Source organism: Patescibacteria group bacterium (assembly GCA_034660655.1).
Classification (GTDB): Bacteria; Patescibacteriota; Patescibacteriia; order JAACEG01; family JAACEG01; genus JAACEG01.
In genome coordinates this window covers 14,952-37,953 of the sequence record JAYEJU010000012.1, presented here as the reverse complement: position 1 = coordinate 37,953, position 23,002 = coordinate 14,952, and the positions used below count along the sequence as shown (strand labels likewise).

The 23,002-nt window shown below is 30.0% G+C and carries 23 protein-coding genes and 2 tRNA genes; 8 read left to right on the top strand and 17 right to left on the bottom strand.

Annotated elements, in window-relative coordinates; translation table 11 throughout:
• Nucleotides 1-121 precede the first annotated feature (121 nt).
• The 8 genes from U9O55_00730 to U9O55_00695 form a co-directional block, all read right to left on the bottom strand.
• Nucleotides 122-913, bottom strand: a complete 792-nt coding sequence (locus U9O55_00730) for an aldolase/citrate lyase family protein (protein MEA2088353.1) — start codon at nucleotides 911-913, stop codon at nucleotides 122-124.
• Between the two features lie 63 nt (nucleotides 914-976).
• On the bottom strand, nucleotides 977-2,419 hold the full coding sequence (gene cysS, locus U9O55_00725) for a cysteine--tRNA ligase (protein ID MEA2088352.1): 1,443 nt from the start codon (nucleotides 2,417-2,419) through the stop codon (nucleotides 977-979).
• Between the two features lie 110 nt (nucleotides 2,420-2,529).
• Nucleotides 2,530-3,084, bottom strand: a complete 555-nt coding sequence (locus tag U9O55_00720; GenBank protein MEA2088351.1) for an aminotransferase class I/II-fold pyridoxal phosphate-dependent enzyme — start codon at nucleotides 3,082-3,084, stop codon at nucleotides 2,530-2,532.
• A gap of 145 nt (nucleotides 3,085-3,229) precedes the next feature.
• On the bottom strand, nucleotides 3,230-4,834 hold the full coding sequence (locus U9O55_00715) for an AAA family ATPase (protein ID MEA2088350.1): 1,605 nt from the start codon (nucleotides 4,832-4,834) through the stop codon (nucleotides 3,230-3,232).
• A gap of 10 nt (nucleotides 4,835-4,844) precedes the next feature.
• Nucleotides 4,845-5,276 carry a site-specific DNA-methyltransferase gene (locus tag U9O55_00710; GenBank protein ID MEA2088349.1) on the bottom strand — a complete coding sequence of 144 codons (432 nt, stop codon included), beginning with the start codon at nucleotides 5,274-5,276 and terminating at the stop codon, nucleotides 4,845-4,847.
• Between the two features lie 11 nt (nucleotides 5,277-5,287).
• Nucleotides 5,288-6,109 (bottom strand): Bro-N domain-containing protein, encoded by an 822-nt coding sequence (locus U9O55_00705; GenBank protein ID MEA2088348.1) that lies wholly within the window; start codon nucleotides 6,107-6,109, stop codon nucleotides 5,288-5,290.
• Between the two features lie 9 nt (nucleotides 6,110-6,118).
• On the bottom strand, nucleotides 6,119-6,760 hold the full coding sequence (locus U9O55_00700; GenBank protein ID MEA2088347.1) for an HNH endonuclease: 642 nt from the start codon (nucleotides 6,758-6,760) through the stop codon (nucleotides 6,119-6,121).
• Nucleotides 6,761-6,765: 5 nt separating this feature from the next.
• Nucleotides 6,766-7,635 carry a TdeIII family type II restriction endonuclease gene (locus U9O55_00695; protein ID MEA2088346.1) on the bottom strand — a complete coding sequence of 290 codons (870 nt, stop codon included), beginning with the start codon at nucleotides 7,633-7,635 and terminating at the stop codon, nucleotides 6,766-6,768.
• 832 nt (nucleotides 7,636-8,467) lie between these two features.
• Between U9O55_00695 and infB the strand changes: the two genes are divergently transcribed.
• The 6 genes from infB to U9O55_00665 all read left to right on the top strand — a co-directional run bounded on the left by infB (nucleotide 8,468) and on the right by U9O55_00665 (nucleotide 14,556).
• On the top strand, nucleotides 8,468-10,471 hold the full coding sequence (gene infB / locus U9O55_00690) for a translation initiation factor IF-2 (protein ID MEA2088345.1): 2,004 nt from the start codon (nucleotides 8,468-8,470) through the stop codon (nucleotides 10,469-10,471).
• A 1-nt stretch (nucleotide 10,472) separates the two neighbouring features.
• A complete protein-coding gene (locus U9O55_00685) occupies nucleotides 10,473-10,790 on the top strand; it encodes a ribosome-binding factor A (protein MEA2088344.1) in 318 nt (105 codons plus the stop codon).
• Nucleotides 10,771-11,721: a bifunctional oligoribonuclease/PAP phosphatase NrnA gene (locus U9O55_00680; protein ID MEA2088343.1), complete on the top strand. Its 951-nt coding sequence runs from the start codon at nucleotides 10,771-10,773 to the stop codon at nucleotides 11,719-11,721. The genes U9O55_00685 and U9O55_00680 overlap by 20 nt, the downstream gene beginning before the upstream one ends.
• A 70-nt stretch (nucleotides 11,722-11,791) precedes the next feature.
• Entirely contained in the window at nucleotides 11,792-12,367 is a 576-nt protein-coding gene (gene clpP, locus U9O55_00675) for an ATP-dependent Clp endopeptidase proteolytic subunit ClpP (GenBank protein MEA2088342.1), read from the top strand.
• Nucleotides 12,368-12,638: 271 nt separating this feature from the next.
• Nucleotides 12,639-14,156, top strand: a complete 1,518-nt coding sequence (rny, locus tag U9O55_00670) for a ribonuclease Y (protein ID MEA2088341.1) — start codon at nucleotides 12,639-12,641, stop codon at nucleotides 14,154-14,156.
• Between the two features lie 124 nt (nucleotides 14,157-14,280).
• Nucleotides 14,281-14,556 (top strand): HU family DNA-binding protein, encoded by a 276-nt coding sequence (locus tag U9O55_00665; protein ID MEA2088340.1) that lies wholly within the window; start codon nucleotides 14,281-14,283, stop codon nucleotides 14,554-14,556.
• A gap of 67 nt (nucleotides 14,557-14,623) precedes the next feature.
• Here the strand turns inward: U9O55_00665 and U9O55_00660 are convergent.
• The 4 genes from U9O55_00660 to U9O55_00645 all read right to left on the bottom strand — a co-directional run bounded on the left by U9O55_00660 (nucleotide 14,624) and on the right by U9O55_00645 (nucleotide 18,604).
• Nucleotides 14,624-14,697: transfer RNA gene (locus U9O55_00660), tRNA-Arg, on the bottom strand.
• 9 nt (nucleotides 14,698-14,706) lie between these two features.
• Nucleotides 14,707-16,722: an alanine--tRNA ligase gene (locus U9O55_00655; protein ID MEA2088339.1), complete on the bottom strand. Its 2,016-nt coding sequence runs from the start codon at nucleotides 16,720-16,722 to the stop codon at nucleotides 14,707-14,709.
• Nucleotides 16,723-16,728: 6 nt separating this feature from the next.
• The gene (locus tag U9O55_00650) at nucleotides 16,729-17,433 is read right to left on the bottom strand and encodes a hypothetical protein (protein MEA2088338.1); all 705 of its coding nucleotides are present in this window, start codon (nucleotides 17,431-17,433) and stop codon (nucleotides 16,729-16,731) included.
• A 643-nt stretch (nucleotides 17,434-18,076) separates the two neighbouring features.
• Nucleotides 18,077-18,604 (bottom strand): YfcE family phosphodiesterase, encoded by a 528-nt coding sequence (locus U9O55_00645; GenBank protein MEA2088337.1) that lies wholly within the window; start codon nucleotides 18,602-18,604, stop codon nucleotides 18,077-18,079.
• Nucleotides 18,605-18,665: 61 nt separating this feature from the next.
• Here U9O55_00645 and U9O55_00640 point away from each other — a divergent pair, with 61 nt between their 5' ends.
• Nucleotides 18,666-19,283, top strand: a complete 618-nt coding sequence (locus tag U9O55_00640; GenBank protein ID MEA2088336.1) for a ribonuclease HII — start codon at nucleotides 18,666-18,668, stop codon at nucleotides 19,281-19,283.
• Here U9O55_00640 and U9O55_00635 read toward each other — a convergent pair.
• Together U9O55_00635 and yidD are read right to left on the bottom strand one after the other, a co-directional pair.
• A complete protein-coding gene (locus U9O55_00635; protein ID MEA2088335.1) occupies nucleotides 19,272-20,159 on the bottom strand; it encodes an ROK family protein in 888 nt (295 codons plus the stop codon). The two genes, U9O55_00640 and U9O55_00635, sit on opposite strands and share 12 nt — an antisense overlap.
• 13 nt (nucleotides 20,160-20,172) lie before the next feature.
• Entirely contained in the window at nucleotides 20,173-20,409 is a 237-nt protein-coding gene (gene yidD / locus U9O55_00630) for a membrane protein insertion efficiency factor YidD (protein ID MEA2088334.1), read from the bottom strand.
• Nucleotides 20,410-20,508: 99 nt separating this feature from the next.
• Here yidD and U9O55_00625 point away from each other — a divergent pair, with 99 nt between their 5' ends.
• Entirely contained in the window at nucleotides 20,509-21,660 is a 1,152-nt protein-coding gene (locus U9O55_00625) for an NADP-dependent malic enzyme (GenBank protein MEA2088333.1), read from the top strand.
• Nucleotides 21,661-22,221: 561 nt separating this feature from the next.
• On the opposite strand, the gene rnpA is transcribed toward U9O55_00625, so the two are convergent.
• The 3 genes from rnpA to U9O55_00610 form a co-directional block, all read right to left on the bottom strand.
• A complete protein-coding gene (gene rnpA, locus U9O55_00620) occupies nucleotides 22,222-22,563 on the bottom strand; it encodes a ribonuclease P protein component (protein MEA2088332.1) in 342 nt (113 codons plus the stop codon).
• 25 nt (nucleotides 22,564-22,588) lie between these two features.
• Nucleotides 22,589-22,726, bottom strand: coding sequence for a 50S ribosomal protein L34 (rpmH, locus tag U9O55_00615; GenBank protein MEA2088331.1), 138 nt, complete (start codon nucleotides 22,724-22,726; stop codon nucleotides 22,589-22,591).
• A 68-nt stretch (nucleotides 22,727-22,794) separates the two neighbouring features.
• Nucleotides 22,795-22,865: transfer RNA gene (locus U9O55_00610), tRNA-Trp, on the bottom strand.
• Between the last annotated feature and the right edge of the window lie 137 nt (nucleotides 22,866-23,002).

Genomic DNA, 23,002 nt, shown 5'->3' with positions numbered 1-23,002 from the left:
TTTTCTACTAGAAAAGAAAATTTGATTTTTTTGTTTTAGGCAAAGGGAAGAGGGAAATTAAAAGGGTGAATTCCCTTTGCCTAAAACTCTTTATTATTATTTAATCTCTAAGTATAAACATTTATTTAAGATTATACTTTTTTTGTAATTTTTTAATTCTCTCGCTATCTTCAGCTGAAATTTTATTATAATAATCTTTTTTATTCAGTAACCATAATAACTCAAATTCCAAGGCCTTTTGTATTCCCTCCTTAGCTTGTCGATTAAGCGCAGTTGGGCATTCAAATATTACTTTTCTGGTTTCAAATCCAACAAAATTAGTTTTCGGAAGTTTATTAAAAAAATCTAAAGATTTAATATCAACAGATCCGCCAATTATAAATTTTAAATCTTTCTTTTTTATTTTTTTAATAAGAGTTTCTGCTATTTTAAATAATTTAGTTGAGTTAATATCTTTCTTTGCGAGCCCAAGAGAACAAGACATATCTGATCTACCCAAAACAATTCCTGCTAATTTATTTATATTCTCTATCTCAAGCATTTCGTCAAAATTATTATATGCATCAATTGTTTCTATATTAACGAAAAAGGAAATATCCTCTCTTTCCTCTTTTTCTGGGAAAGCTGTGTCTATTGCCGATAAAAATTTTTTTAAAGCAAAAGGAGATTCAATCATAGGAGCGACTATACCGGAAACACCAATAAGCCTTGCATCATATAAATCCCTAATAGCTTCAGCGCCTCCTGTTTTTATAGTCAAACCCAAGCCAGCTTTGGCGACTATCTCCTTTAAGCGTAAAAGTTCAGTCAAGCGACTTCCTTCTGCTTCAAATTCAGCCTTTATGCCAACGACTGAATATTTTTTCTTTAACTCCTTCAAAAAATTTAACATTTTTATTTCTAATTTAGTCATATTGCAAAAATAATAATAAAATAAATGGCGCTACCTGGATAGTGCCAATAAAAAATTTAATTACTAAAAAATAATTTCCCATTTTACAGAATCAGGAGAATCTTGAATTGATATCCCCTTTGATTTTAGTTCCTCCTTTATACTATCTGCCTTTTCATAGTCTTTTATTTTTTTGGCAGATTGACGCTCTTCCAGCTTTGAATTAATAAAATTCTCAGTTATATTTTTTTCTGTCAAGATTTTCTCTTTTAATTTTGAAAGATATTCATTTGGACTATCTTCAAAGAGTCTTAAAACAGAAGAAATTTTGTTAAAAATTTGGAAAAAGGATTTAAAGATACCGCTCTTTTCTTCGGTAGAATATTTATTGGAATCAATAATCTTATTCAACTCTTTGAATATTTCCGTTATTTCGGAAATTACTCTAGGAGTATTAAAATTATCATCCATTAACTCATTAAACTTTCCCTCAAGACCGATAATAACTCCAGGGACTCGATCTGAATCAACTTTAGCATCCGCACCATTGGCAAATTCCTCCATTCGCAAAAGAGTAGTATAAAAATAATAAAGTCTCTTTCTGGCATTCAAGAATAGATCATCTAAAAAATCGATATTAGAACTATAAGTATTGGTTAATATTACATATCTGATTTCTTCTGGAAAATATTTTTTCAAAGCATCCTTAACTGTCAAAAAATTTCCCAAACTTTTACTCATCTTAGTTCCGTTGATCATTACCAGACCATTATGAACCCAGTATTTTGCAAAAGCTTTACCTGAATAAGCCTCGCTTTGAGCAATTTCATTTTCATGATGAGGAAATATTAAATCCAATCCGCCTCCATGGATATCTATTTCATCGCCAAGATATTTATGAGCCATTACTGAACATTCGATGTGCCATCCAGGCCGACCTTTTGACCAAGGCGAATCCCAGTATGGCTCGCCTGGCTTATGAGGTTTCCACAAAGCAAAATCATTGTTATTCTTTTTGTTTGGAGAATCTTCAGAGTCTATCAAATCATCTCTTTTCCGGTTGGACAACTTGCCGTATTCAGTAAATTTATCGATATCAAAAAACACTTCGCCTTTAACAACATAGGCAAAACCTTTGTCGATAAGAACCTGAATATACTCTATTATGTCAGCAATACAATCAGTGACTTTTGGCTCATGGGTAGCGTGCTTAACTTTAAGTTTTTCCAAATCTTCTGAATTTTCCTTGATATAATGCTCGCTTACCTCTATACTATCTCTGCCCTCCTCATTTGCTCTTTTGATTATCTTGTCATCTACATCTGTAAAATTTCTTACATATGTAATCTTATATCCAAGATATTCAAAATAAGCCCTAACAACATCATAAACGACTGCTTGTCTAGCATGTCCAATATGAATTTCATCATAAGGAGTTATACCACAAGCATACATTTTCAACTCACCCTCCAAAAGCGGTACAAAATCTTCCTTTTTTCTTGTTAAAGAATTATAGATTTTTATCATAACTTTTCTTCTTAAGTTTAATTTTTTATTTTGACATAATAATAATTTAATATATTTTAACCTAAAAGTCAATATCAATAAATAAAAGTAAATTTCAAAAAAATATTCAATTATTTATTATGTTTTCTAATAATTTTCAATACATAGTTCATTATCTTGTATTTCCCGACTGTTATTCTGGTATATTTTTTCAGTGGACTGCCAAAAATTCTATATTCTATATTATTCTTTCCTAAACTTTCTAAGACCTCCTTTCGCTTATCTCCAAAATCAACAAGAATAAAATTACCTCCTCTTTCAATAGCATTATACCCTAAATCTCTTAAACCATATGTAAACTTACCCCGTGAAATAACAATATCTTTTACGGCACTCTTTAAATATTTCCTACTGGAACAAATAGCTACAATTGCATTTACCGCCAAAGAGCTTACCTCCATCATCGGCTTAAATTTTTCTATCATTCCCGCTAAACATTCAGAGGTTAAAATATACCCAATTCTAATCCCTGCCATTCCTATATTTTTTGAATTGCATATAACGTATCCGAATATGAGAAGTTTCGCCGACTTCCTTATTATTTTATCATAGAGGAAGCGAAATTTGGGTGAAAGAAAAAGTGCAACCGCTGAAAAGTTTAAAATGCTCTTTTTCTTTTCCCTCATATACTTTGTTATGTGATGTAAATTTTTTTCATCCTTATTATTCTTTTCTCAATCTGCTTTTAAATAAGATAAGTTTTTTTGTCTTTTTATTTTTGGCAGAGGGGTAGGGGTGAATGCCAAAAATAAAAAACTCCTTATTCTAATTTCAATTCGGATTAAATCCTTTTGTATTGACAGCTTCCAACGCATCAAATATGATTTTCATTTCTGATTCAAATTGCTCTTTTGTAATATTCGTAGCAACCTCTTTTGTGTATTCAACTTTTTTATTCGCATCTATCTCGTTTTTTGCTTTTTTGTATCCATTAGGATAATATTGCTCAAGTGTTTCAACATCTAATTCAAAAACCTGTTTATTCTCAAATAAATATGGATAGCCAGCTTTGAATTGATCATATTTTGTTTGTTGTTTGCTGTTTGGTTTATCAATTAGTACTACTGCCTTGTCTTTATATATCGGATTATCAGATCCTGCCAATGGTACAAAAAGTTTGTGGACAGCGAGTAAGCTTGGTTCTTGCTCGTCAATATCGCCACCCGCAAAAATTATTTTTATTCCTTTGTATTTTGAAATATAAAAACGTTTGATTATGCAATTTATAAATTCAAATTCACTTCTGCCTTCGACGATTAAAAAATTTCTTGGCAAAAAAAGATCGGAAGGACTGCCACCTAATAAATCAAAAATAACATCAATTTTTTCTGCTTCGCCAACTTCTGTTATGTCGGTAATCTTATTTGTTTTTTCTACTTTAAAAATTTTTTGACATTTATTATCTTCTACCACTAAAACCGATGAATGAGTATTGATAAAAACTTGATCGGTTGTGCAAATATCAATCAAGGCTTTTTTCAACGCTCGTTGGGCCGAAGGGTGTAGATGTAATTCTGCCTCGTCAATTAAAAATAGAAATGTTCCGCCACCACTCTTTTCTTTTCTATAATCTGCGAATGCTTGAATAATTGATAGCATTATAGCTCTTTGCATTCCATCGCCTTTATCTTCCGCCTTTGTTTCAATACCATCATCAACTGTTGTGTCAAAACTTTTTAGCAAGTCGTTAAAATTTGGAGGATTAACTCCGAATTTAACTTTTGTACCGTCTGGAAATTGTTTTTGCAAATATATTTCAACTTTTGTTCCCAGCTTGTCTAATTCTTGCCGCACTTCAGAGGAGTCGCTATCAAATAATTTTGAAAATTGTGCTTTAAAATCTATATAATCCTGAGAATTTTCAATAATTGCAGTTAAGACTCCTGATAGCATTGTGCCTATTGGATTTTTGTCTTTATACTTTGAAACATCATCAAGACATATTTTTGTATTCACGTATTCTAATTTTGGTAAAAATTCATTTATAGCTGTGTCTAAGCCAGACGGATTACCCTTGTCTTCGTCATTAACAAAATATTTTCTTTTATGATCTGTGCTGGTTTTCAAAACAGAAAAATTTTTATGCTCGCCAAGCATTGTTTTTATTTTTGTTTTGTTTGCGTCAGTAGTTAATTTTTCAATATCAGATTCGACTACATCTTCAAAAAAGATTTCTACAGATATTTTATTTGTTTCATCTTTATTAAAATGCTCGTCTGCTTTGGATGATTTCGCGGTATAAAACCATTCTATTGATTCAAAAAAGTTAGTTTTGCCATGATTATTTTGACCCACAAAAACCGAAAAATTATTCGGTAAAATTTCGGTCTTTTGAATTGAGCGGTAATTTTCAGTTATTATTTTGGAAATTTTCATGATTTCAAAATTATTGTCTCAACCTACTGTCTGCTAAATCAACATATTTTTTTTCTTTCTCAATTCCTATCCAATTTCTGCCAAGCGCTTTGGCAACGAAAGCGGTAGTACCGCTTCCCAAAAATGGATCTAAAACAATATCGTCTTTTTTGCTTGCCGCTAACAAAACTTGCTGAATAAGTTTAAGCGGTTTTTGCGTGGGGTGAGCTTTTATGCCGTTTTCATCTTTTAATCTTTCTGCTCCGCGACAAATTTTAAACACCCAATCCGTGTCTTTCATTTGCTGTCCGCCATTCATTTGCTTCAAAAATTCGTTATTAAAAGTATAATTTTTGCAATTTTTATTTTTTACCGCCCAAATTAGCGTTTCATGGTTATTCGTAAATCTTCTGCCGTTAAAATTAGGCATAGCGTCAATTTTTACCAACATTACATTATTCAAAACCCACTATTCTAATTCAATCTTTTTTTATCCTCTATCTTTGGTAAATAATTTTTGTTTGTTGAAATTTTTTTACCGCTTTTAAGTTCAAGTTTTTTTCGAGCATCTCCCGCAATGGCGCCACCATCTTTAGCCGCTGTTTGATTTTCGACAAATCCTTGCGTATTTTTATTTTTCGCGATTTCCGTTGTTGACGCTTCACCAAGCATGGTAAAAATCAATTCTAAATCATTCATATGATCTCGTAAGTTTTCTCGTTTTAATCCTTTAAACTTTTGATATTCGCTCGGCGTCATTCCAAAAGTTGCTTTAGAAATTTCAGCTGTTAAAATCGCATATTCTTGCTCTTTTTTCACGCCACGATTTTTCCATTCATTTGTTAAAGTTTCTCTAACTTCAATTCCACGCATTCGTTTTTTAATCCAAGCGTCCGAATAACCTTTTGCTTTATAAATAGCTCTTGTTCGTTTTGTTGCCAATTCAGGATCTTCTATTTCCTGTATTCGTTCATAACCAACTTTCGCCAACCAACGTTTAAATGGCTCGGCTTTTGGCGACGGAATTGATTGGATAACACGAAAAAGACCCTCAGTATTAGCGCTGATTATTTTCCTTTTTTTGCCATCTTTAGCGATCATTTCAAGTGGGGGACAATTTGTCCCCCAGTAGGAATTTAATTCCTTATCCCGTTTTCTCATCTTTTTTATATAATCCCTAACATCAACCGTATCTGTAAGTGCTTCAATCACATCAGCGACTGAAAACCACCACTCATTTTTATAAATAGTTTTGCGAATTTCTTTTTTTTGAAAAATAGCAATTTTTGTTGTCATATATTTGAGTTAGTTATGAAGAAATATCTTGTCACGATGATATTCCAAATATTCTTCTCTTCCAATAATTGGTAAATTTTCAATTATCTGATGATGTTTTAAATTGAGCCTTAAAAGATTTTTTTCTGAAAAACTTTTAGATACCAACAATTGTTTGTCATTTGAAAAACTTATAATTCCCCTATCGAAGAGCCTATCAAATGTCGGGCTAAACAAAAATCCGTTGCAAACATCTAATCGTTCGTGATTTGTTGCTTGTGTCCATGGTTTAATATGACTGGCAGTTAGAATACGGGTATCATCAATTCCAGTAATCGGGCATTTTTTTAACGAAGTAATAAGTTTTTTTCTAAATTGACTTTGCCCTATGCGGATTGCAGTTAGTATATCTTTTGTAGTTATTAAGTCTTTTGGCGACAATGCAAGTTTAGTTTCATCATAATCAGCAATAGAAAATGTCCCCTCGTTAATCTTTTTAAAATTCTTATTATTTTTAATTTCTCTATATAAAACACCACGAATACCAGCTGACCATTCTTTAGATTTTTTCGCTTCTGGATAATATTTTTCAATCTCGTTGTAGATAATTTCCCATGTCGCAATACCTCCATTATCCTCAAGAACTTTTTTTATCGCTTCAACTTTAGTCATAAATATTAATAAATTTGTTCAAATTTATTTTTTAAAAAATAAGGAAGATTGTTAAAGTTTTTAAAAATTGAAAAATCATTTCTAATCTTTTTATACTTTAACTTTTTGATTGCATCTTTATATGTATCAAGAACAATATCGTATCCATTATCCATTTTGCAAACAAAATCCCAAAAATCTTTTCCAATAAGCAATTCATCATCAGCAAAAAATTGGCGTACTCTTTCTTGCTTCCATTCTTTCCCCTCGCCATAACGATTATACGCTGTTGCGAAATATAATATTATTTTTTTAGTTTTTGGTAGTGTGTTTGAGAGAATAGCAAACTGTTCCAGCAGAGCCTCCTTTTCAGATCTTGCTTTTTTGTTATCTAAATCGCCTCCAATTTTTAATTCAATCAAATAACTGTCTTTCGTATCCTTATCAATTAAATAATAATCGCTTTCATGCCTTTTGGTTTTTAGCGATTTGTCTTTTGGGTTTACTCTTAAAAATTGATAATCCTCTGTTGTTGGCGGTGTTATTTCTCGTCTTTTGTATTTTTCCAGTAATTCAGCAACACCTCTTGTTTGTTCAACCCCCAAAAGACCTTCGACTCGTTTATTAACCTCGTATGAAAAACCAGCAATATTTATCGCTAATTTTTCAAGCATATTCCCAAGTGAACTATCAAGGGAACGAACAAGAGATGAATAATATTGTATATCCTCTCCAAGCGCTGCAATAAAAACATTATGAATTTTCATGTTGATTGTTCCGTTTGGATTATCAACTTCTCCCTCGTGTCGTGCTTGAAAACCCTCTGCGTATGCTTCAACTGCTGTATGCACCAATGATCTTATTGCCTCTTTTTTATCCAAAGTATTTTTTGTCATAAATATGGTTTAAAGTTATTATAATTATACATCAATAAAAAATTAAAATAAATCGTTTTCGTAGCATAGCGGAAAAAACACTCCTTATACCCCTTTTAAAATAAATAAAAAAAATTAAAATTTTCCTTATTAAAAAAGACCAATAAATAAAAATTTAAAAAAGAGAAAAAAATTATTTCACACAACAAGTTATATCTGAATTAGTTAATTATTTTATTCAAAATAAACAATATTTTATAGTAAATATGTAATTATTTTGAATTACGAAATTCATTGAAAGCAGGTTTCCCCCTTTGAAAAAGGGGGAGCAAGGGGGATTTATTATTGATTTTTATTTAAAAATCTCCCCTTACCCCTCTTTTTCAAAGAGGGGAACTATGAAATAATATTATTTCGTAATTCAAAATAATTAGCAAGGATTATGAATACATAAAATTATAATAAAATAATTAGAACAAAAAAATCAAATATATTATAATCCTGAGCGAAGATTGAAAATTAAATGTTCTAATTTTAAAGCAATCAAAACTTATTTGTATTATAATAAAAAATTATTAAAATACAACAAAAAAAAATCCAAAAAATATTAACAACTAAAATTTTTAAATTTCTATTTTTTTAAAAAAAATTGAATTGTTGTAAAAAACTTGCGGTCGTTGTAATTTCACAACAATTTAAAAAGGCTAAACATTCGCGTATTAAAATTTGTATGTTTAAATGTTAAAGCATTGGCGCGCTAAAGTCTTTGTATATTCAAGTGTTAAAGCGGTTTTTATTGACTAATTCAATAATTTATAGTAGGCTAAATAATATTAAATATTAATTTTAATCTATGAATATTTCTGAGTTAGCGAGAAAATTAAGAATATCGCCTCAAGAACTGCGTAAAATTCTTTCCGCGGTTGGTATTGATATTGGAGCAAAAGCCATCAAAATTGACAAGCAAACAGCTAAAAGGGTTTTAAATGATTGGAATAGAATATTAATCCAATATAAAAAAATAATCGCTGAAGAAGAGATTAAAAAAGAAAAAGAAGAAAAAATAGATTTTCAAGATAAAGAAATAGAAATACCGCCTTTTATAACAGTAAAGGATTTTTCGTTTCTCCTTTCAATCCCAGTTAATAAGCTTATGGAAATTTTAATGAAAAACGGAATTTTTATTTCGCTTAATGAAAAAATTGATTATGACACAGCCGCTATAATTGCTATGGATTTAGGAGCTAAAACAAAAAAAATAGAAATGGATAAAAAAAACTATGATTTAAATAGAGAAGAATATCTTGTTAATTTATTAAAAAAGAATAAAAATGACGATCATATTAAAGAAAGACCGCCTGTTGTAGTCGTGATGGGACATGTTGACCATGGAAAAACAAAACTTTTAGACGCAATTAGAAAAACTAACATAGTTGACAAAGAAGCTGGCGGAATTACCCAGCATATCGGAGCATACCAAATTAAAAAAAATAATCGTTTAGTTACTTTTATTGACACTCCAGGGCATGAAGCTTTTACGGCAATGAGATCTCGCGGCGCTAGTATTGCTGATATCGCTATTTTAGTTGTGGCGGCTGACGATGGAGTAAAACCGCAAACAATAGAAGCGATAAAAATCATTGAGAAATCAAAAATTCCTTTTGTTGTCGCAATAAATAAAATTGATAAAAAAGAAGCAAATATAGATAAGGTTAAAAAAGAGCTTTCAACGCATAATGTGGTTACGGAAGATTGGGGAGGCAAAGCTGTTTGTGTCCCTATTTCCGCAAAAAATAAGATAGGGATAAATGAACTGCTTGATATGCTGCTTTTAACAATTGATATTGACAAAGAAAGATTAAATGTTGATTATAACGGAAAAGCAGTCGGCACTGTTATTGAATCTTGCCTAGATAAAGGCGAAGGAGGAATAATGACAATATTAATCCAAAAGGGAAAATTAAATAAAGGAGATCTTATTAACATTAATAAGCAATTTTCTGGAAAAATAAGAATAATGAAAGACTGCAATGGAAATGAAATTGAAAAAGCTGTTCCGTCAACTCCCGTAAGGATATCCGGGATCAAAAATTTATCGCAGGTTGGCGATATTTTGGAAGTCGTAGATAAAAGAGGAAAAATTAAAAAAACGCAAAAAACTGGCGTGGATACAAAACAATTTGCTCACAGCCAAAATCAAGAAGACGAAAAAAACAGGGAAAATTCTCTGAATATTCTTTTAAAATCTGATGTTTTGGGGTCAACAGAAGTAATAATGGAAAGTTTAGAAAAAATAGAATCAGGAAAAGTAAAAATAAAAATTATTAATAAAGGATTGGGAAATATTACAGAGTCTGATATTTTACAAATGGAAGGAATTATTAATAATCAACAAAAAAATAGCAAAACAATTTTGCTTGGATTTAATATTAAAACCGCGGCAGAAGCAGATTTAATGGCAAAAGAAAAAAATATCAGCATAGAATTGTTTCAGGTTATATACGGTTTGTTGGATTATGTTAATAAAATTGTAAAAGAAATGATTGGCGTAGAAACTATAGAAAAAGAAATAGCTCAATTATCTGTTGTTGAAATTTTTAAAACAGACAAAAAATCAATGATAATCGGCGGCAAAATTTTGAAAGGAAAAGCTGAAAAAACAGATAAAGCAGAAATTTGGCGCGACAACGAAAAAATAGGAATTGGAAAAATTGAAAGCTTGCAATCAGGAAGGCAAGAAGTTTCTTTTGTTGAAGACGGACAAGAGTTTGGAATGCTTTTTGCTGGCGATCCAATTATTAAAAAAGATGATAAAATAATTATTTACAAAAAGGAAGAAATAATTCCAAAAGCCTAATATGCAAACAGATTACAGACATTTACAAATGGATGAACAAATTAGAAAAGAACTCGGCGATATAATGCTAAAAAATATTGATTTTCCAAAAGGATGTTTAGTTACCGTTATTAAAGTTGAAACTTTAAAAAATTGCAAAGAGGCAAAAATTTGTATTTCAGTTTTGCCGGGCAGATTTAGCGGGAAAGTTTTAACTTTATTAAACAAAAGAACAAGTTATTTTAAGCATTTGATTTGCAAAAGGCTTTCTTTAAAACATTCTCCACTGATTAGATTCGCGATAGAGGATGAAAAAAATTATGTTAAAGATAAAATATAAAAAAATAAAATTAGCTATCCAGTCAGCTAAAAAAATTCTTGTTACAGCGCATCAAAAACCTGACGGCGACGCTTTAGGCTCTATTTTTGCTATAACTAAATATTTAGAAAGCCAAGGCAAAAATTATAAAATTTATATAGAAGGCGAAAATAATTATAAAAATATGCCTTTTTTAAATTTTACCAGTGTTGACATAAAAAATATTAGCAATGCAAATTTTGACGCGTTAATAACATTAGACTCTGGAGATTTGGCCAGGACAGGATTAGACAAGGCAATAACTGGTTTAAAAATTATTAATATTGACCATCACATATCAAATAATAATTTTGGAGATATTAATTTAGTTAACAGCAATGCTTCTTCAACAACCGAAATATTAACTAAATTTTTTCAGACAGTTAATTTTGAAATAGACAAAGACACTGCGTCAGCACTATTACTTGGAATTTTAACAGACACTGATAACTTTTCTAACAAAGGCACATCTTCAGACGCATTTGCTATATCGTCATATTTATTGGAAAAAGGCGCGAATATCGCCAAATTTAATCGTAATAATCACAAAAACAAAAAAATAGACACTTTAAAATTTTGGGGTAAATCCTTTGAAAGAATAAAAGAAAATAAACAATATAATTTTGCCCATACTGTTATTCATAAAAACGAAATCAAAAACGCTGAAAAAAACGGTTTTATTGAAAAAGTTGAAGATCTGGTAAATTTTTTTAATAATTTAAAAAACTTAGACTTTGTTATGGTTTTAAAAGAGCAGGAAAATAGCGTAAAAATTAGCCTAAGAACAACAAAAGAAAATATTAATCTTTCTTATTTCGCAATTTTTTTTAACGGAGGCGGACATAAAAAAGCTGCTGGCTTTACAATAAACGGATGTATCAAAAAAACAGCTTATGGATGGAAAATTGTTTAATTATTATAAAAATACTTGACTAAACAGCTAAATAGTGAGAATATGAAAAAAAATAAAAATTTTTTATTTTATGCATTTAATTCCAACAGTTATTGAAAAAACACATTTTGGCGAAAGAGCTTATGATATTTATTCACGTCTTTTAAAAGACAGAATAATTTTTTTGGGTTCAGTAATTAATGATGTTGTCGCGAATACAATCATCGCTCAACTTCTATTTTTAGAAAGTGAAAATAAAAATAAAGATATTAAACTTTACATCAACAGTAATGGCGGATCTGTAACTGCCGGCTTGGCGATTTACGACACAATGCAATACGTAAAATCAAATATTTCCACTATCTGCATTGGAAACGCTGCTTCAATGGCAGCATTGCTTTTGTCTGCTGGCGCTAAAAATAAAAGATTTGCTTTGCCAAATTCAAGCATTATGATCCATCAAATAATGGGCGGAGCTGAGGGGCAAGCGTCAGATATTAAAATCAGAGCGGAATATATTTTAAAATTAAAAGAAAAATTAGATAAAATTTTAGTAAAACATACAGGACAAAATCTCCCAAAAATTGAAAAAGACACGGACAGGGATTATTATATGTCTTCGGAAGAAGCGTTAAAATATGGAATTATTGATAAAATTGTGAAATAAATAACTTAAAATTTTATTTTTTTATATTTTTAATATAAAAAAATAAAATTTTAAATTATTAAATAATTTCAGACAGCTAATCAACTCAATACTGAAGAGCATAGTATCTACAAAATAAAAAAATGGATATAAAAAAAATAAAACTTAATTTTACTAAAAATTTGAATACTTTATAAATAGTTTTTTTATTTGCGTTAGAATTAAGTTTAAAAATAAAAAGTTAGCTTAAAAGCAAAAATTGTGTTGATAGTTTTTTGAAAAATCAAAAAATATGATGGAAGTATTATTTTTAACTATCGGGATATTTTCTGGCATAGCGGTGGGGTATTTACTGAGAAAAACAGTCGCGATAAAACAAGCTGATGACGCTGAAAAAAAATCAACTGACCTGGTTTCTAATGCAAAAGAAAAAGCAAGGGAAGTTCTTTTGTCAGCAAGAGACAAGTCAATAAAAGTTATTGATGAGGCAAAGCAAGAAGAATATTCAAGACGTCGCGAACTATCAAGAATGAGATCTAGATTAGAAAATAGAGAGGAAGCTTTTGACAAAAAAATTCTGGAAATTGAAAATAAGAAAAAAGGAATTCAAAAAGAAGCGTATCATATTGCGAAAATAAAAGAAGAAATAAAAAAAATTCGCGAAAATCAAATTAAAAAATTAGAAAAAATAGCTACAATAACAAAAACCAAAGCAAAAGATATTTTGCTTGATTTAATAGAAAAAGAAGCAGAAGAAAATCTTATTACAAGAATTAGAAAAGTTGAAAAAGAATCATCAGAAGAAGTTGACAAGAAAGCTAAAGAGGTTTTAATTTCAGCTATTGAACGATGTGTTTCTTCACATACTGCTGAAACAACAACAACATCAGTGCCGTTGCCAAACGATGAAATGAAAGGCAGAATTATTGGCAGAGAAGGAAGAAATATCAAATCTATTGAACAACTAACAGGCGTGGAGATTATAATAGATGATACACCAGAAACTTTAATAATATCAGGATTTAGCCCAATTAGAAGAAATGTCGCGAAAATTGCGATAGAAAAATTAATTAAAGATGGAAGAATACACCCTGGAAGGATCGAAGAAGCCATTGTTTCCGCTAAAAAAGAATTATCAATTGATATTAAGAAAGCAGGCGAAGACGCTGTTTATGAAACAGGAGTCGCTGGTTTGGATCCAAAGTTGGTTCAAATTTTAGGCAGATTAAAATATCGCACAAGCTATGGGCAAAATGTATTAAGACATAGCGTGGAAGTAGCTCAACTATCTGCTATATTAGCCGAAGAACTTGGCGCTGATTCTGTTGTGGCTAAAAAAGCTGGTTTACTGCATGATATTGGAAAAGCAGTAGACCAAGAAATACAAGGCACGCATCCTGAAATTGGCAGAGACATTGCTAAAAAATTTAAACTGCCAGAAGAAATCATAATACCAATTCTCACTCATCACGATGATCACCCCCCAACATTAGAAGCGATAATTGTAAAGGTTGCTGACTCAATTTCTGGATCTCGCCAAGGAGCAAGAAAAGACACTTACGAAGAATATCTTCAAAGATTAGAAGAGCTTGAAGGCATAGCTAAAAACTTTGACGGAGTTGATAAAGTCTACGCGATTCAGGCAGGCAGGGAAATAAGAGTTTTTGTAAATTCCGAAGAAATAAGCGATCTCCAAGCGCATAAATTAGCTAAAAATATTGCTAAAGAAATAGAAAAAGAACTAAAATATCCCGGCGAGATAAGAGTCAATATAATCAGAGAAACACGCGTGTTAGAATATGCCCGTTAATAAAAACATCTGAGATAAAATAATTTATTAAAACATTTTAACAAAAATGGCATTAGAATTATAAATTGTTTATGTGTTATATTGCTAAAATGTTAAAGTGAATATAGAAAGGGGGTGAATATAAATGAACAAATCAGAACTAATTTCAGCTGTTGCTGATAAAACAGAAGCTAGTAAAAAAGATGCTGAAAATTTTGTTGACTCTTTTACTGACATTGTAATTGACACATTAAAAGCTGGAGGAGAAGTGGCTTTAACAGGCTTTGGAACTTTTTCCGCTAAACAAAGAGCAGCAAGGACAGGGAGAAATCCTCAGACTGGCGAAACAATTCAAATTAAGGCAACTGTTGTGCCAAAATTTAAAGCAGGCAAAAATTTGAAGGACGCTCTTAAAAAATAAAATTTTATTTTTTACAAAAAAATTGTAAAAAACAAAAAATCCCTATTTAGGGATTTTTTGTTTTATGCGCGCTCGGTAGGACTTGAACCCACAACCTTCTGGTCCGAAGCCAGACGCTCTATCCAGTTGAGCTACGAGCGCTTAATATTTTTATTCTAAAATAGCTTTTATCCTTCTGACTCCGGCGCTCGAAGATTGTTCTTTCCTTATTTTAAATTTCCCTAATTCAGAAGTATTTTTTACATGAGGTCCGTTGCAAATTTCTCTGCTAAAAACATTGTCTGGGTTGCCTATTGTATAAACCTTTACCTTATCTCCATATTTAGAATCAAAAACTCCTATTGCTCCAAGCTGTTTCGCTTTTTCTAAACTCATTTCTTCACTATTGATAGGCAATTTTTTTTGTATTTGTTTATTTACCAAATATTCAATCTTTTGTTTTTCATCTTCACTTAATTTTTCCGAATGCGAAAAATCAAATCTTAATCTGTCAGCGTTGATATTGCTTCCTTTTTGATAAATATGATTTCCTAAAATTCTTCGCAAAGATCCCAAAAGCAGATGTGTTGCTGTGTGATATTTAGTTGCTTGTTCCCCGGCGTCTGCCAATCCGCCTTTAAACATCCCTACTGAAGCAGTGCGAGAAAGTTCTTGATGTTCTTTAAATGCTTTTTTTGCTTCTTCAATTGTTTCTTCGTCAAATGCTATTCCCCATTCTTTCATAATTTCCTGCGACATCTCAATTGGAAACCCATAAGTCTCATAAATATGAAAAATTTTTTTGCCGTCAGCACGCATTATATTATTTTGTATAACCATATCTTTTGACAAATTTTCAGGATCTACACCTCTAATAACCGTTCCATAAATTTTTTTTAATTCTTTTAATCCTCTTTCTAAAGTTTGACAAAATTTATGTTCTTCTTTTACTAAACAGTCTTGAATAAAATCTCTATTTTTTTCTAACTCTGGATATACATCTTTGTATATTTTTATTATTTCTTTCGCAATTAAAAAAGTAAAATGTGATTCTTCTATTTTAATCATTTTAGCATAACGAATAGCTCGTCTAATTAAACGCCTTAAAACATATCCTCTTCCAAGATTAGACGGTATCACACCATCGGAAATCATAAACACGGATGTTCTTATATGATCAGCTATTATTCTAAAAGCTTTTGGGTTGTCTTTATATTTAGTTCCACTATTTTCATATTCTTCTTTTTCTTCTGTTTCAAAATGCATTAATGTCCTTATTGTTAAATGTTCAATTTTTTGAATAATCAGCTTAAACAATTCTATTTCATAAACATTATCAAACCCGTTCAAAATTGCCAAAGTTCTTTCTAATCCCATCCCTGTATCCACATTTTTTTGCGACAAAGCAATATACTTATATTTTTTATTATTTTGAATTTGAGATTTTGAATTTATTTGGAATTCGGAATTTGGAATTTTGAATTTTCTGTTATATTCCATAAAAACATTATTCCATATCTCAATATATCTTCCACAATTACAGCCAGGTTTACAATTATTGTTATTTGGACATTTTTCAAAATTTACTGGCTTGCCTAAATCAATAAAAATCTCTGTGTCAGGACCACACGGACCTGTTTCCCCAGCCGGCCCCCACCAATTATCTTTTTTAGGCAAAGGAAAAATTCGCGCGGTTTTATTATTCTTTTTTTTATTGTCATAAACTTCAAAAGAAATTTTTGATTTTTTAAAACATTTTTGCCAAATTTTTACTGATTCATCATCACGCGAAGCATCTTTATCGCCCTCAAAAACTGTCACTTTTATTTTTTCAGGAGAAATATTAAGCCATTTTTTATCTGTTAAAAATTCCCAGCTCCATTTAATTGAATCTTGTTTAAAATAATCTCCAAGCGACCAGTTTCCAAGCATTTCAAAAAAAGTATTATGCGTGCTATCTCCAACATCTTCTATATCTACTGTTCTGACACATTTTTGAACACTCACAAGTCGTTTTCCTTTTGGATGTTTTTCGCCCATTAAATACGGAACCAAAGGATGCATTCCGGCAGTTATAAAAAGTGTTGTTGGGTCATTTTCTGGCACCAATGAAGCTGACGCAATTTCTTGATGCCCTTTTTCTTTAAAAAATTTTATATATTTTTTTCTAAGTTCTTCTGCTGTCATACAAAGTTAAACATATTTATATATTTCATCATCGTTTTCTTTTACTAAAATTAATCCTTCTTGCTCTAATTTTTTAATGTCTAAAAAATTTTTTATTTTGGTTTCTTCATCTATTTCTTCTAAACGATGAGAAAAGTTTTTTTTGAGGATTCCTTGTTTTTCTAAATCGCGAAAAAATTTAAAAACTAAAATTCTTTTTGGCGACTCAGAAACTACTTCACTGGAAAAATATTTAGAAAATTTTTGCAAATGCCCGTTTTTAAGCGTTAATTCGTCTTGCAATAATTCTTTATTTTCAACTAATTCTTGAATATAATAATTTAAAAGTTCTATTTGATTTTTTATCTTTTTTCTGAATTCTTCGGAAATTGTTTTTCCACTTTCATAACGCCTTGCCTGCCCGCCAGCAAAAACCATTGTAGAATTTCCAGCTAAATGTTTGAATTGAGAATCTCCTGACACTAATAATTTTTCATTATTTTCATATTCATCAAGTATATTACTTTTTAATTTTTCTGCCAGTCCTAATATTTTTTCTTGCTCTTGTTTTGAAAATCCATATTTTTCCATAGAGGTTTCTTTTACAAAATCGCTTTCATAAAATTTTTTAAAATCACTGATATAAGTTATTGCCTGCTCTAAACAACGATCACTGGAAAATTCTTTTTCCGTTTCTTCTAATTGTATTTTTTCAAAAAAATTGTTTTTCATAAAATTTATTTTATTATTTTATATATAAGAGCCAAGAGCGTTGTTTACACTTTTTGTCATTTTAGAAAATCATTTATCCAGAATCTAGAACCTTAGTTGATTTGTAATTATATATAGCGTGACAACCAAAAAAAATTTTTCAAAAAGTATAAATAACTCTATCATATCTTACATTTTATATTGTAGCTTTAAGGCTATAAAAGTCAATATTTGGGGCGTCAAAAATTTAAAATTTTTATTTGAATATTTAATATACTTTGATTATAAATATTTTTTGTTTTTGTGTCAAAAAAATAAAAGCCGAAGACAAATTGCCTTCGGCTTGAAATAGCGTCAATCACCCTATTCTACATCTTGGATAAAATTTTAATTATAGCAGATTTCATTGAACTAGGGCAACTATTATATAGCCCCATAGCTTCCTTTGGGGTTGTTAAAAAAGGAATTGCTCATTTTCCTTTTAAGACAAAGTTAACTGTTGTTTTTCCTACTTCCAATAGTTCAGCTATTTCTTTTAAATCCATAACCTCCTCCTTTTGTGTTCAAAATAGATTTATTATTTGATTAATTTTACTTTTTGATTGACAAAAAGATATCAACAAAGACTATTAAAAAAATAGATTTTGCCAAGATTTTGCGCTGTTTATAATTCATTCAGTAATATCAGCTCTGGCTTGTTTTTTTCAATATCAAATATTGCGAAACTTGGCGCGTAATATAAATTAGCAATATTTCCCGGGTTCAGAAGCAGAGTATTATTTTGTTTTTCTAATGTTGGCTTATGAGTATGCCCGAAAAATACTAAATCATATTTTTTTGTTTTTGCCAAATCATTGGCAATATCTGGAAAATGCGTAATGGCTATTTTAAAATTTTCTATTTCAAACTCCCCTATTTTATAAAAAATTTTTACATCTGGGTTTGCTTCTTGCAAATTTTTTTTCTGCGCCTCGCTTTTAAAATAATCTTCGTCCATATTTCCAAAAACAAAATAAATCTTTCCTTTAAATTTGCTTTTCAAATATTCCCAAGTCTCCATATTAGCAAGATCCCCGCAACAGATTAAAATTTTTATTTTTTTGTTATCACAATAATCTAAAACTTTATTTAGATTTGCTAAATTGTCATGAACATCGGAAATAATCGCGAATTTTAAATCTTTTGTTGACATTTTTGTATATTTATATTTTACTTATTTTTATAATATTTTTATTTTATATTATAATTAATTTATGAAATATCCAAATTCATTATATGAAAACAAATTAATAAAACAAGGCTTTAAAACTATTGCCGGAGTTGATGAAGCAGGCCGCGGATCTTGGGCCGGACCAATAGTCGCGGGGGCTGTTGTTTTACCCGCGAATATTAAAATTCCTGATTTGAAAGATTCTAAAATGCTATCTCCTATCACTCGCGAAAAAGTTTATAAAATAATTATTAAAAAAGCTATTTGTTGGTCAGCTGAAATAATCAGTAATAAAATAATTGACAAAATTGGAATTAGCCAAGCTAATCTTGATGTGATGAATAAAGCGATAAAAAATTTAAAGAAAAAACCTAATTATTTACTAATTGATTTTTTATTAAAAAAGAAAATAAAAATAACAAATAATATTCCTTATATTTTAATAAAAAAAGGCGATGAAAAAATATGTTCAATTTCAGCGGCTTCAATAATCGCAAAAGTAACTCGCGATAGAATAATGGTTTCCTATGAGAAAAAATTTCCAAATTACGGATTTGCAAAACACAAAGGTTATGGCACTGCTTATCATCGCGCAATGATTAAAAAATACGGAATTTGTGAAATTCACAGGAAATCATTTAAACCAATGTCAAATCTTTAATAACAATCCTGCCCCGATTAAATGCGGATAATCAAGTTCAGCTTTTAAGATTTTAACTTTTTTAAGTTTTTTAAATGGCAGATTTTTAATAGTCTGTTTTTTTGTTAAATTAAAAAGCGGTTTGATTTTTAAAAGCCCTCCGCCTAAAATCAAAACATCTGGATTAAGGATTGTTATAATACTTGCAAAGCCTATTCCTAAATTTGCGCTTGTTTTTTTAATAATCTCTATTGCTTTTTGGTCTTTATTTTTATAGTCCTTATATATTTGTTGAGTTGATATTTTTTTCTTATATTTTTCTTTATATAATTTTACCATTCCTGAACCGCTTGCCAAGCTCGCGAAATGTCCTATATTCCCGCAACTACATCTTATTTTTGAAGACTTATCAATTATAAAATGGCTAAATTCAGCAGTCATATTTTGTGATCCGCGATAAACTTTTTTATTTATAATTATACCACATCCCAAATTAGTTCCGATCGCAACGCCTATAACATTTTGATATTTTTTACCAGCGCCATATACTGCTTCAGCTAGCGCGAAACAATGCCCGTCATTATCAATAGCAACAGGTAACTTATATTTTTTTTCTAAATATTTTTTTAAAGAAAAATTTTTTATTCCTTTTTTAAAAAAAGGGCTTATATCAACGATATTATCAAACCAATTTACCTGTCCCGCTAATGAAATTCCTATTCCTTTTATTTCTTTTGAAATAAATTTTTCAATTATATCGTTCAAATCGCTTAAAAATTTTTGCTTATCAGCTTTTATATCAGTTTTAAAATTTTCAAAAATTAAAACTTTACTTTTAGAAACAATGCCAGCGCTGATTTTTGTCGCGCCAACATCAATTGTTAATATTTTTACCATAAATTAAAATAAATTATTTAACGGGATCATTGCCTCCTTTGTTCCATGGATTACATCTTATAATTCTCCAAAGCGCCATTACCCCTCCTTTAATTATACCGTATTTTTTAATTGCCTCATAACCATATTCAGAACAAGTCGGTCTAAAACGGCAATATCCATTTGGAAAAAATATTTTTAAAAATCCATGATCAAAAGAAAAAGTCTTTTGATAAAATTTTATTAATTTAAGAATTATTTGTCTTGGGATAAACGAGAATAATAATAAATTATTTTTTAAATTTCGTTTTGACATTTTAGTATATTTAAGGTAATTTAATATTATAATAAAATAAATAAAATAACAACTATGAATTATTTTAAAAAATCAATTGCTTTGCATAAAAAATATAATGGTAAAATTGAAATAAAGCCAAAAGTTTCTATAAAAAATAAAAACGACCTTTCAACTATTTATACGCCGGGTGTCGCCGAAGTCAGCAAAAAAATTTATAAAGACAAAAACAACGCTTATAAACTGACAATGAAAGGAAATTCAGTCGCGATTGTGAGCGACGGTTCCGCGGTATTGGGATTAGGTAATATTGGGCCTTATGCCGCTATTCCAGTGATGGAAGGCAAGTCAGTAATTTTTAAAAAATTCGTGAATATTGACGCTTTCCCGATTTGTGTTAAAACTCAAAACGCGAAAGAAATAATAAATATCGCAAAAAACATCGCGCCGAATTTTGCAGCAATAAATTTAGAAGACATTTCAGCGCCTCGCTGTTTTGAAATAGAAAACAATTTGCAAAATATAGGAATCCCAGTAATGCACGACGACCAGCATGGAACAGCTATTGTTGTTCTGTCAGCGTTGATTAATTCTTTAAAAATTGTTAAAAAAAATTTAACTAAGATTAGAATCGTAATTAGCGGAGCTGGCGCGGCCGGATTTGCGATTTGGAAACTGTTAAAAATGGCTGGGGCGAAAAATATTGTAGTGTGCGACAGCAAAGGAATTATTTATAATCAACGATCAGATATTAAATCAATTCCACATAAACAAAAAATTGCTAAATTCACAAATAAAAATATTAAAAATGGCTTGCTGCCAGATGCTTTAAAAAACGCGGATGTTTTTATCGGGGTTTCAGCGCCTAATATTTTAAAAAAAGAATGGATAAAATTGATGAACAAAAAACCGATTGTTTTTGCCATGGCAAATCCTGATCCTGAAATTTTGCCAAACAAGGCAAAAAAGGCAGGCGCGTATATTGTGGCGACTGGGCGTTCTGATTTTTTAAATCAGATTAATAATGCTTCAGCATATCCAGGAATATTTAGAGGAGCCATTGACGCGCGCGCTGAAAAAATTACAGAAAAAATGAAACTTTCAGCCAGTTACACTCTCGCGAATTTGGTTAAAAATTTAAATAAAAATAATATTATTCCAAGTATTCTTAATCCTAAAACGCATCTTGCTGTAACAAATGCCGTAAAAAAGGCCTGGAATACTTGACGTAAATATTTACTATGTTATTGTGTAAATATATGAAAAACATCTTAATACAAAATTTTTATTTTTTCAGCTTTTGGTTTTTCAGCGGCTTTCGGAGTCAGAAATTTTGTATTGAATAAATAAGTAATAACAAAAATAAAATACAAAAAATCGGCTCCTAAGGAGTCGGTTTTATTTTACGCACATTTTACAAATTCAAAGGAGGAAAAAATGCCCGAAAAAAAATTGTACGCGGCGCCATGGACGCCCAATGAATTTCAACAAGTAAAGAAGGAAGAGGAGAAAAACATGAAAATAATAACAAAAAATGTCAAAACTTGTTTTTGCGGCGCAAGATTAGAGGAATATTGCCCAGGATGCTTCCGCTGCCCAAATTGTGAGTCAACAGCAGTAACTGATTTAAGGGGGTGGTTATTTTTTACAAAAAAAAATATTCCTAAAAAAACTTTGTTTTCTTAATCTTGCTTTTTTAAAAAGCAAGCTGGTCTAATTTGAAAATAAAGCCTTGACTTTTAAGCCAGGGCTTTTTCTTTTTAATAAAAAAAGGAAGATTAAATTTTTTTATTTTAATAATTTTATTTTTTTAAAAATATTTAAAATATTTTTTTCAATTTCTTGATATTTTTTTCCAACAATTCCAATCCTTATAATTATAACTATATCAAAACCTTTTTTAATATTTTCTAAATTCAAACGGATAATTTCGCGGATCTGCCTTTTAATTCTATTTCTGACAACAGCTTTTTTGGAAATTTTATTGGAAACAATTATTCCAAATTTGGAATTTTCCAAACCATTGGCAATAAATTTTATTCCGACAATTTTAGTAAAAACGCCTTTTGAAGATTTAAAAGCATTGTCAAAGTCTCTTCTGTGTTGTAATCGCTCTTTTTTAGGCAACATAAAAATAGCAAATTGTTTATTAGACCTATTTGCTTAATTTTTCTCTTCCTTTGTCTCTTCTGTTTTTTAAAATATTTTGCCCAGCCTTAGTTGACATTCTTTTTCTAAAACCGTGCTTTTTCTTGGCTCGCCTTGTGTTCGGCTGAAAAGTTCTTTTCGGCATATAAATAAAAATGGTTAACAAATATATCAAGATTATAAATGATTTTTATAAAAAATCAAGTAAATTAGCACGGGATGAGGGAATCGAACCCCCGCCAGAGGTTTTGGAGACCTCTGTACTACCATTATACTAATCCCGCGTATATAATATAAAATTTTCAATTTCTAATTTTTAATTTTTAAACAATTTTTAATGACTTAATTTTTTAAACAACAAAACAATAATTTGTAAATTGAAAATTAATTTTAAAATCCTCCCTGTCCCCCTTTGATAAAG

Bases quoted from the DNA above. Each gene is read 5' to 3' on its own strand.
- U9O55_00730 (MEA2088353.1), bottom strand. From the start codon at position 913: ATGACTAAATTAGAAATAAAAATGTTAAATTTTTTGAAGGAGTTAAAG.
- cysS (MEA2088352.1), bottom strand. From the start codon at position 2,419: ATGATAAAAATCTATAATTCTTTAACAAGAAAAAAGGAAGATTTTGTA.
- U9O55_00720 (MEA2088351.1), bottom strand. From the start codon at position 3,084: ATGAGGGAAAAGAAAAAGAGCATTTTAAACTTTTCAGCGGTTGCACTT.
- U9O55_00715 (MEA2088350.1), bottom strand. From the start codon at position 4,834: ATGAAAATTTCCAAAATAATAACTGAAAATTACCGCTCAATTCAAAAG.
- U9O55_00705 (MEA2088348.1), bottom strand. From the start codon at position 6,109: ATGACAACAAAAATTGCTATTTTTCAAAAAAAAGAAATTCGCAAAACT.
- U9O55_00700 (MEA2088347.1), bottom strand. From the start codon at position 6,760: ATGACTAAAGTTGAAGCGATAAAAAAAGTTCTTGAGGATAATGGAGGT.
- U9O55_00695 (MEA2088346.1), bottom strand. From the start codon at position 7,635: ATGACAAAAAATACTTTGGATAAAAAAGAGGCAATAAGATCATTGGTG.
- infB (MEA2088345.1), top strand. From the start codon at position 8,468: ATGAATATTTCTGAGTTAGCGAGAAAATTAAGAATATCGCCTCAAGAA.
- U9O55_00685 (MEA2088344.1), top strand. From the start codon at position 10,473: ATGCAAACAGATTACAGACATTTACAAATGGATGAACAAATTAGAAAA.
- U9O55_00680 (MEA2088343.1), top strand. From the start codon at position 10,771: ATGTTAAAGATAAAATATAAAAAAATAAAATTAGCTATCCAGTCAGCT.
- clpP (MEA2088342.1), top strand. From the start codon at position 11,792: ATGCATTTAATTCCAACAGTTATTGAAAAAACACATTTTGGCGAAAGA.
- rny (MEA2088341.1), top strand. From the start codon at position 12,639: ATGATGGAAGTATTATTTTTAACTATCGGGATATTTTCTGGCATAGCG.
- U9O55_00665 (MEA2088340.1), top strand. From the start codon at position 14,281: ATGAACAAATCAGAACTAATTTCAGCTGTTGCTGATAAAACAGAAGCT.
- U9O55_00655 (MEA2088339.1), bottom strand. From the start codon at position 16,722: ATGACAGCAGAAGAACTTAGAAAAAAATATATAAAATTTTTTAAAGAA.
- U9O55_00650 (MEA2088338.1), bottom strand. From the start codon at position 17,433: ATGAAAAACAATTTTTTTGAAAAAATACAATTAGAAGAAACGGAAAAA.
- U9O55_00645 (MEA2088337.1), bottom strand. From the start codon at position 18,604: ATGTCAACAAAAGATTTAAAATTCGCGATTATTTCCGATGTTCATGAC.
- U9O55_00640 (MEA2088336.1), top strand. From the start codon at position 18,666: ATGAAATATCCAAATTCATTATATGAAAACAAATTAATAAAACAAGGC.
- U9O55_00635 (MEA2088335.1), bottom strand. From the start codon at position 20,159: ATGGTAAAAATATTAACAATTGATGTTGGCGCGACAAAAATCAGCGCT.
- U9O55_00625 (MEA2088333.1), top strand. From the start codon at position 20,509: ATGAATTATTTTAAAAAATCAATTGCTTTGCATAAAAAATATAATGGT.
- rnpA (MEA2088332.1), bottom strand. From the start codon at position 22,563: ATGTTGCCTAAAAAAGAGCGATTACAACACAGAAGAGACTTTGACAAT.
- rpmH (MEA2088331.1), bottom strand. From the start codon at position 22,726: ATGCCGAAAAGAACTTTTCAGCCGAACACAAGGCGAGCCAAGAAAAAG.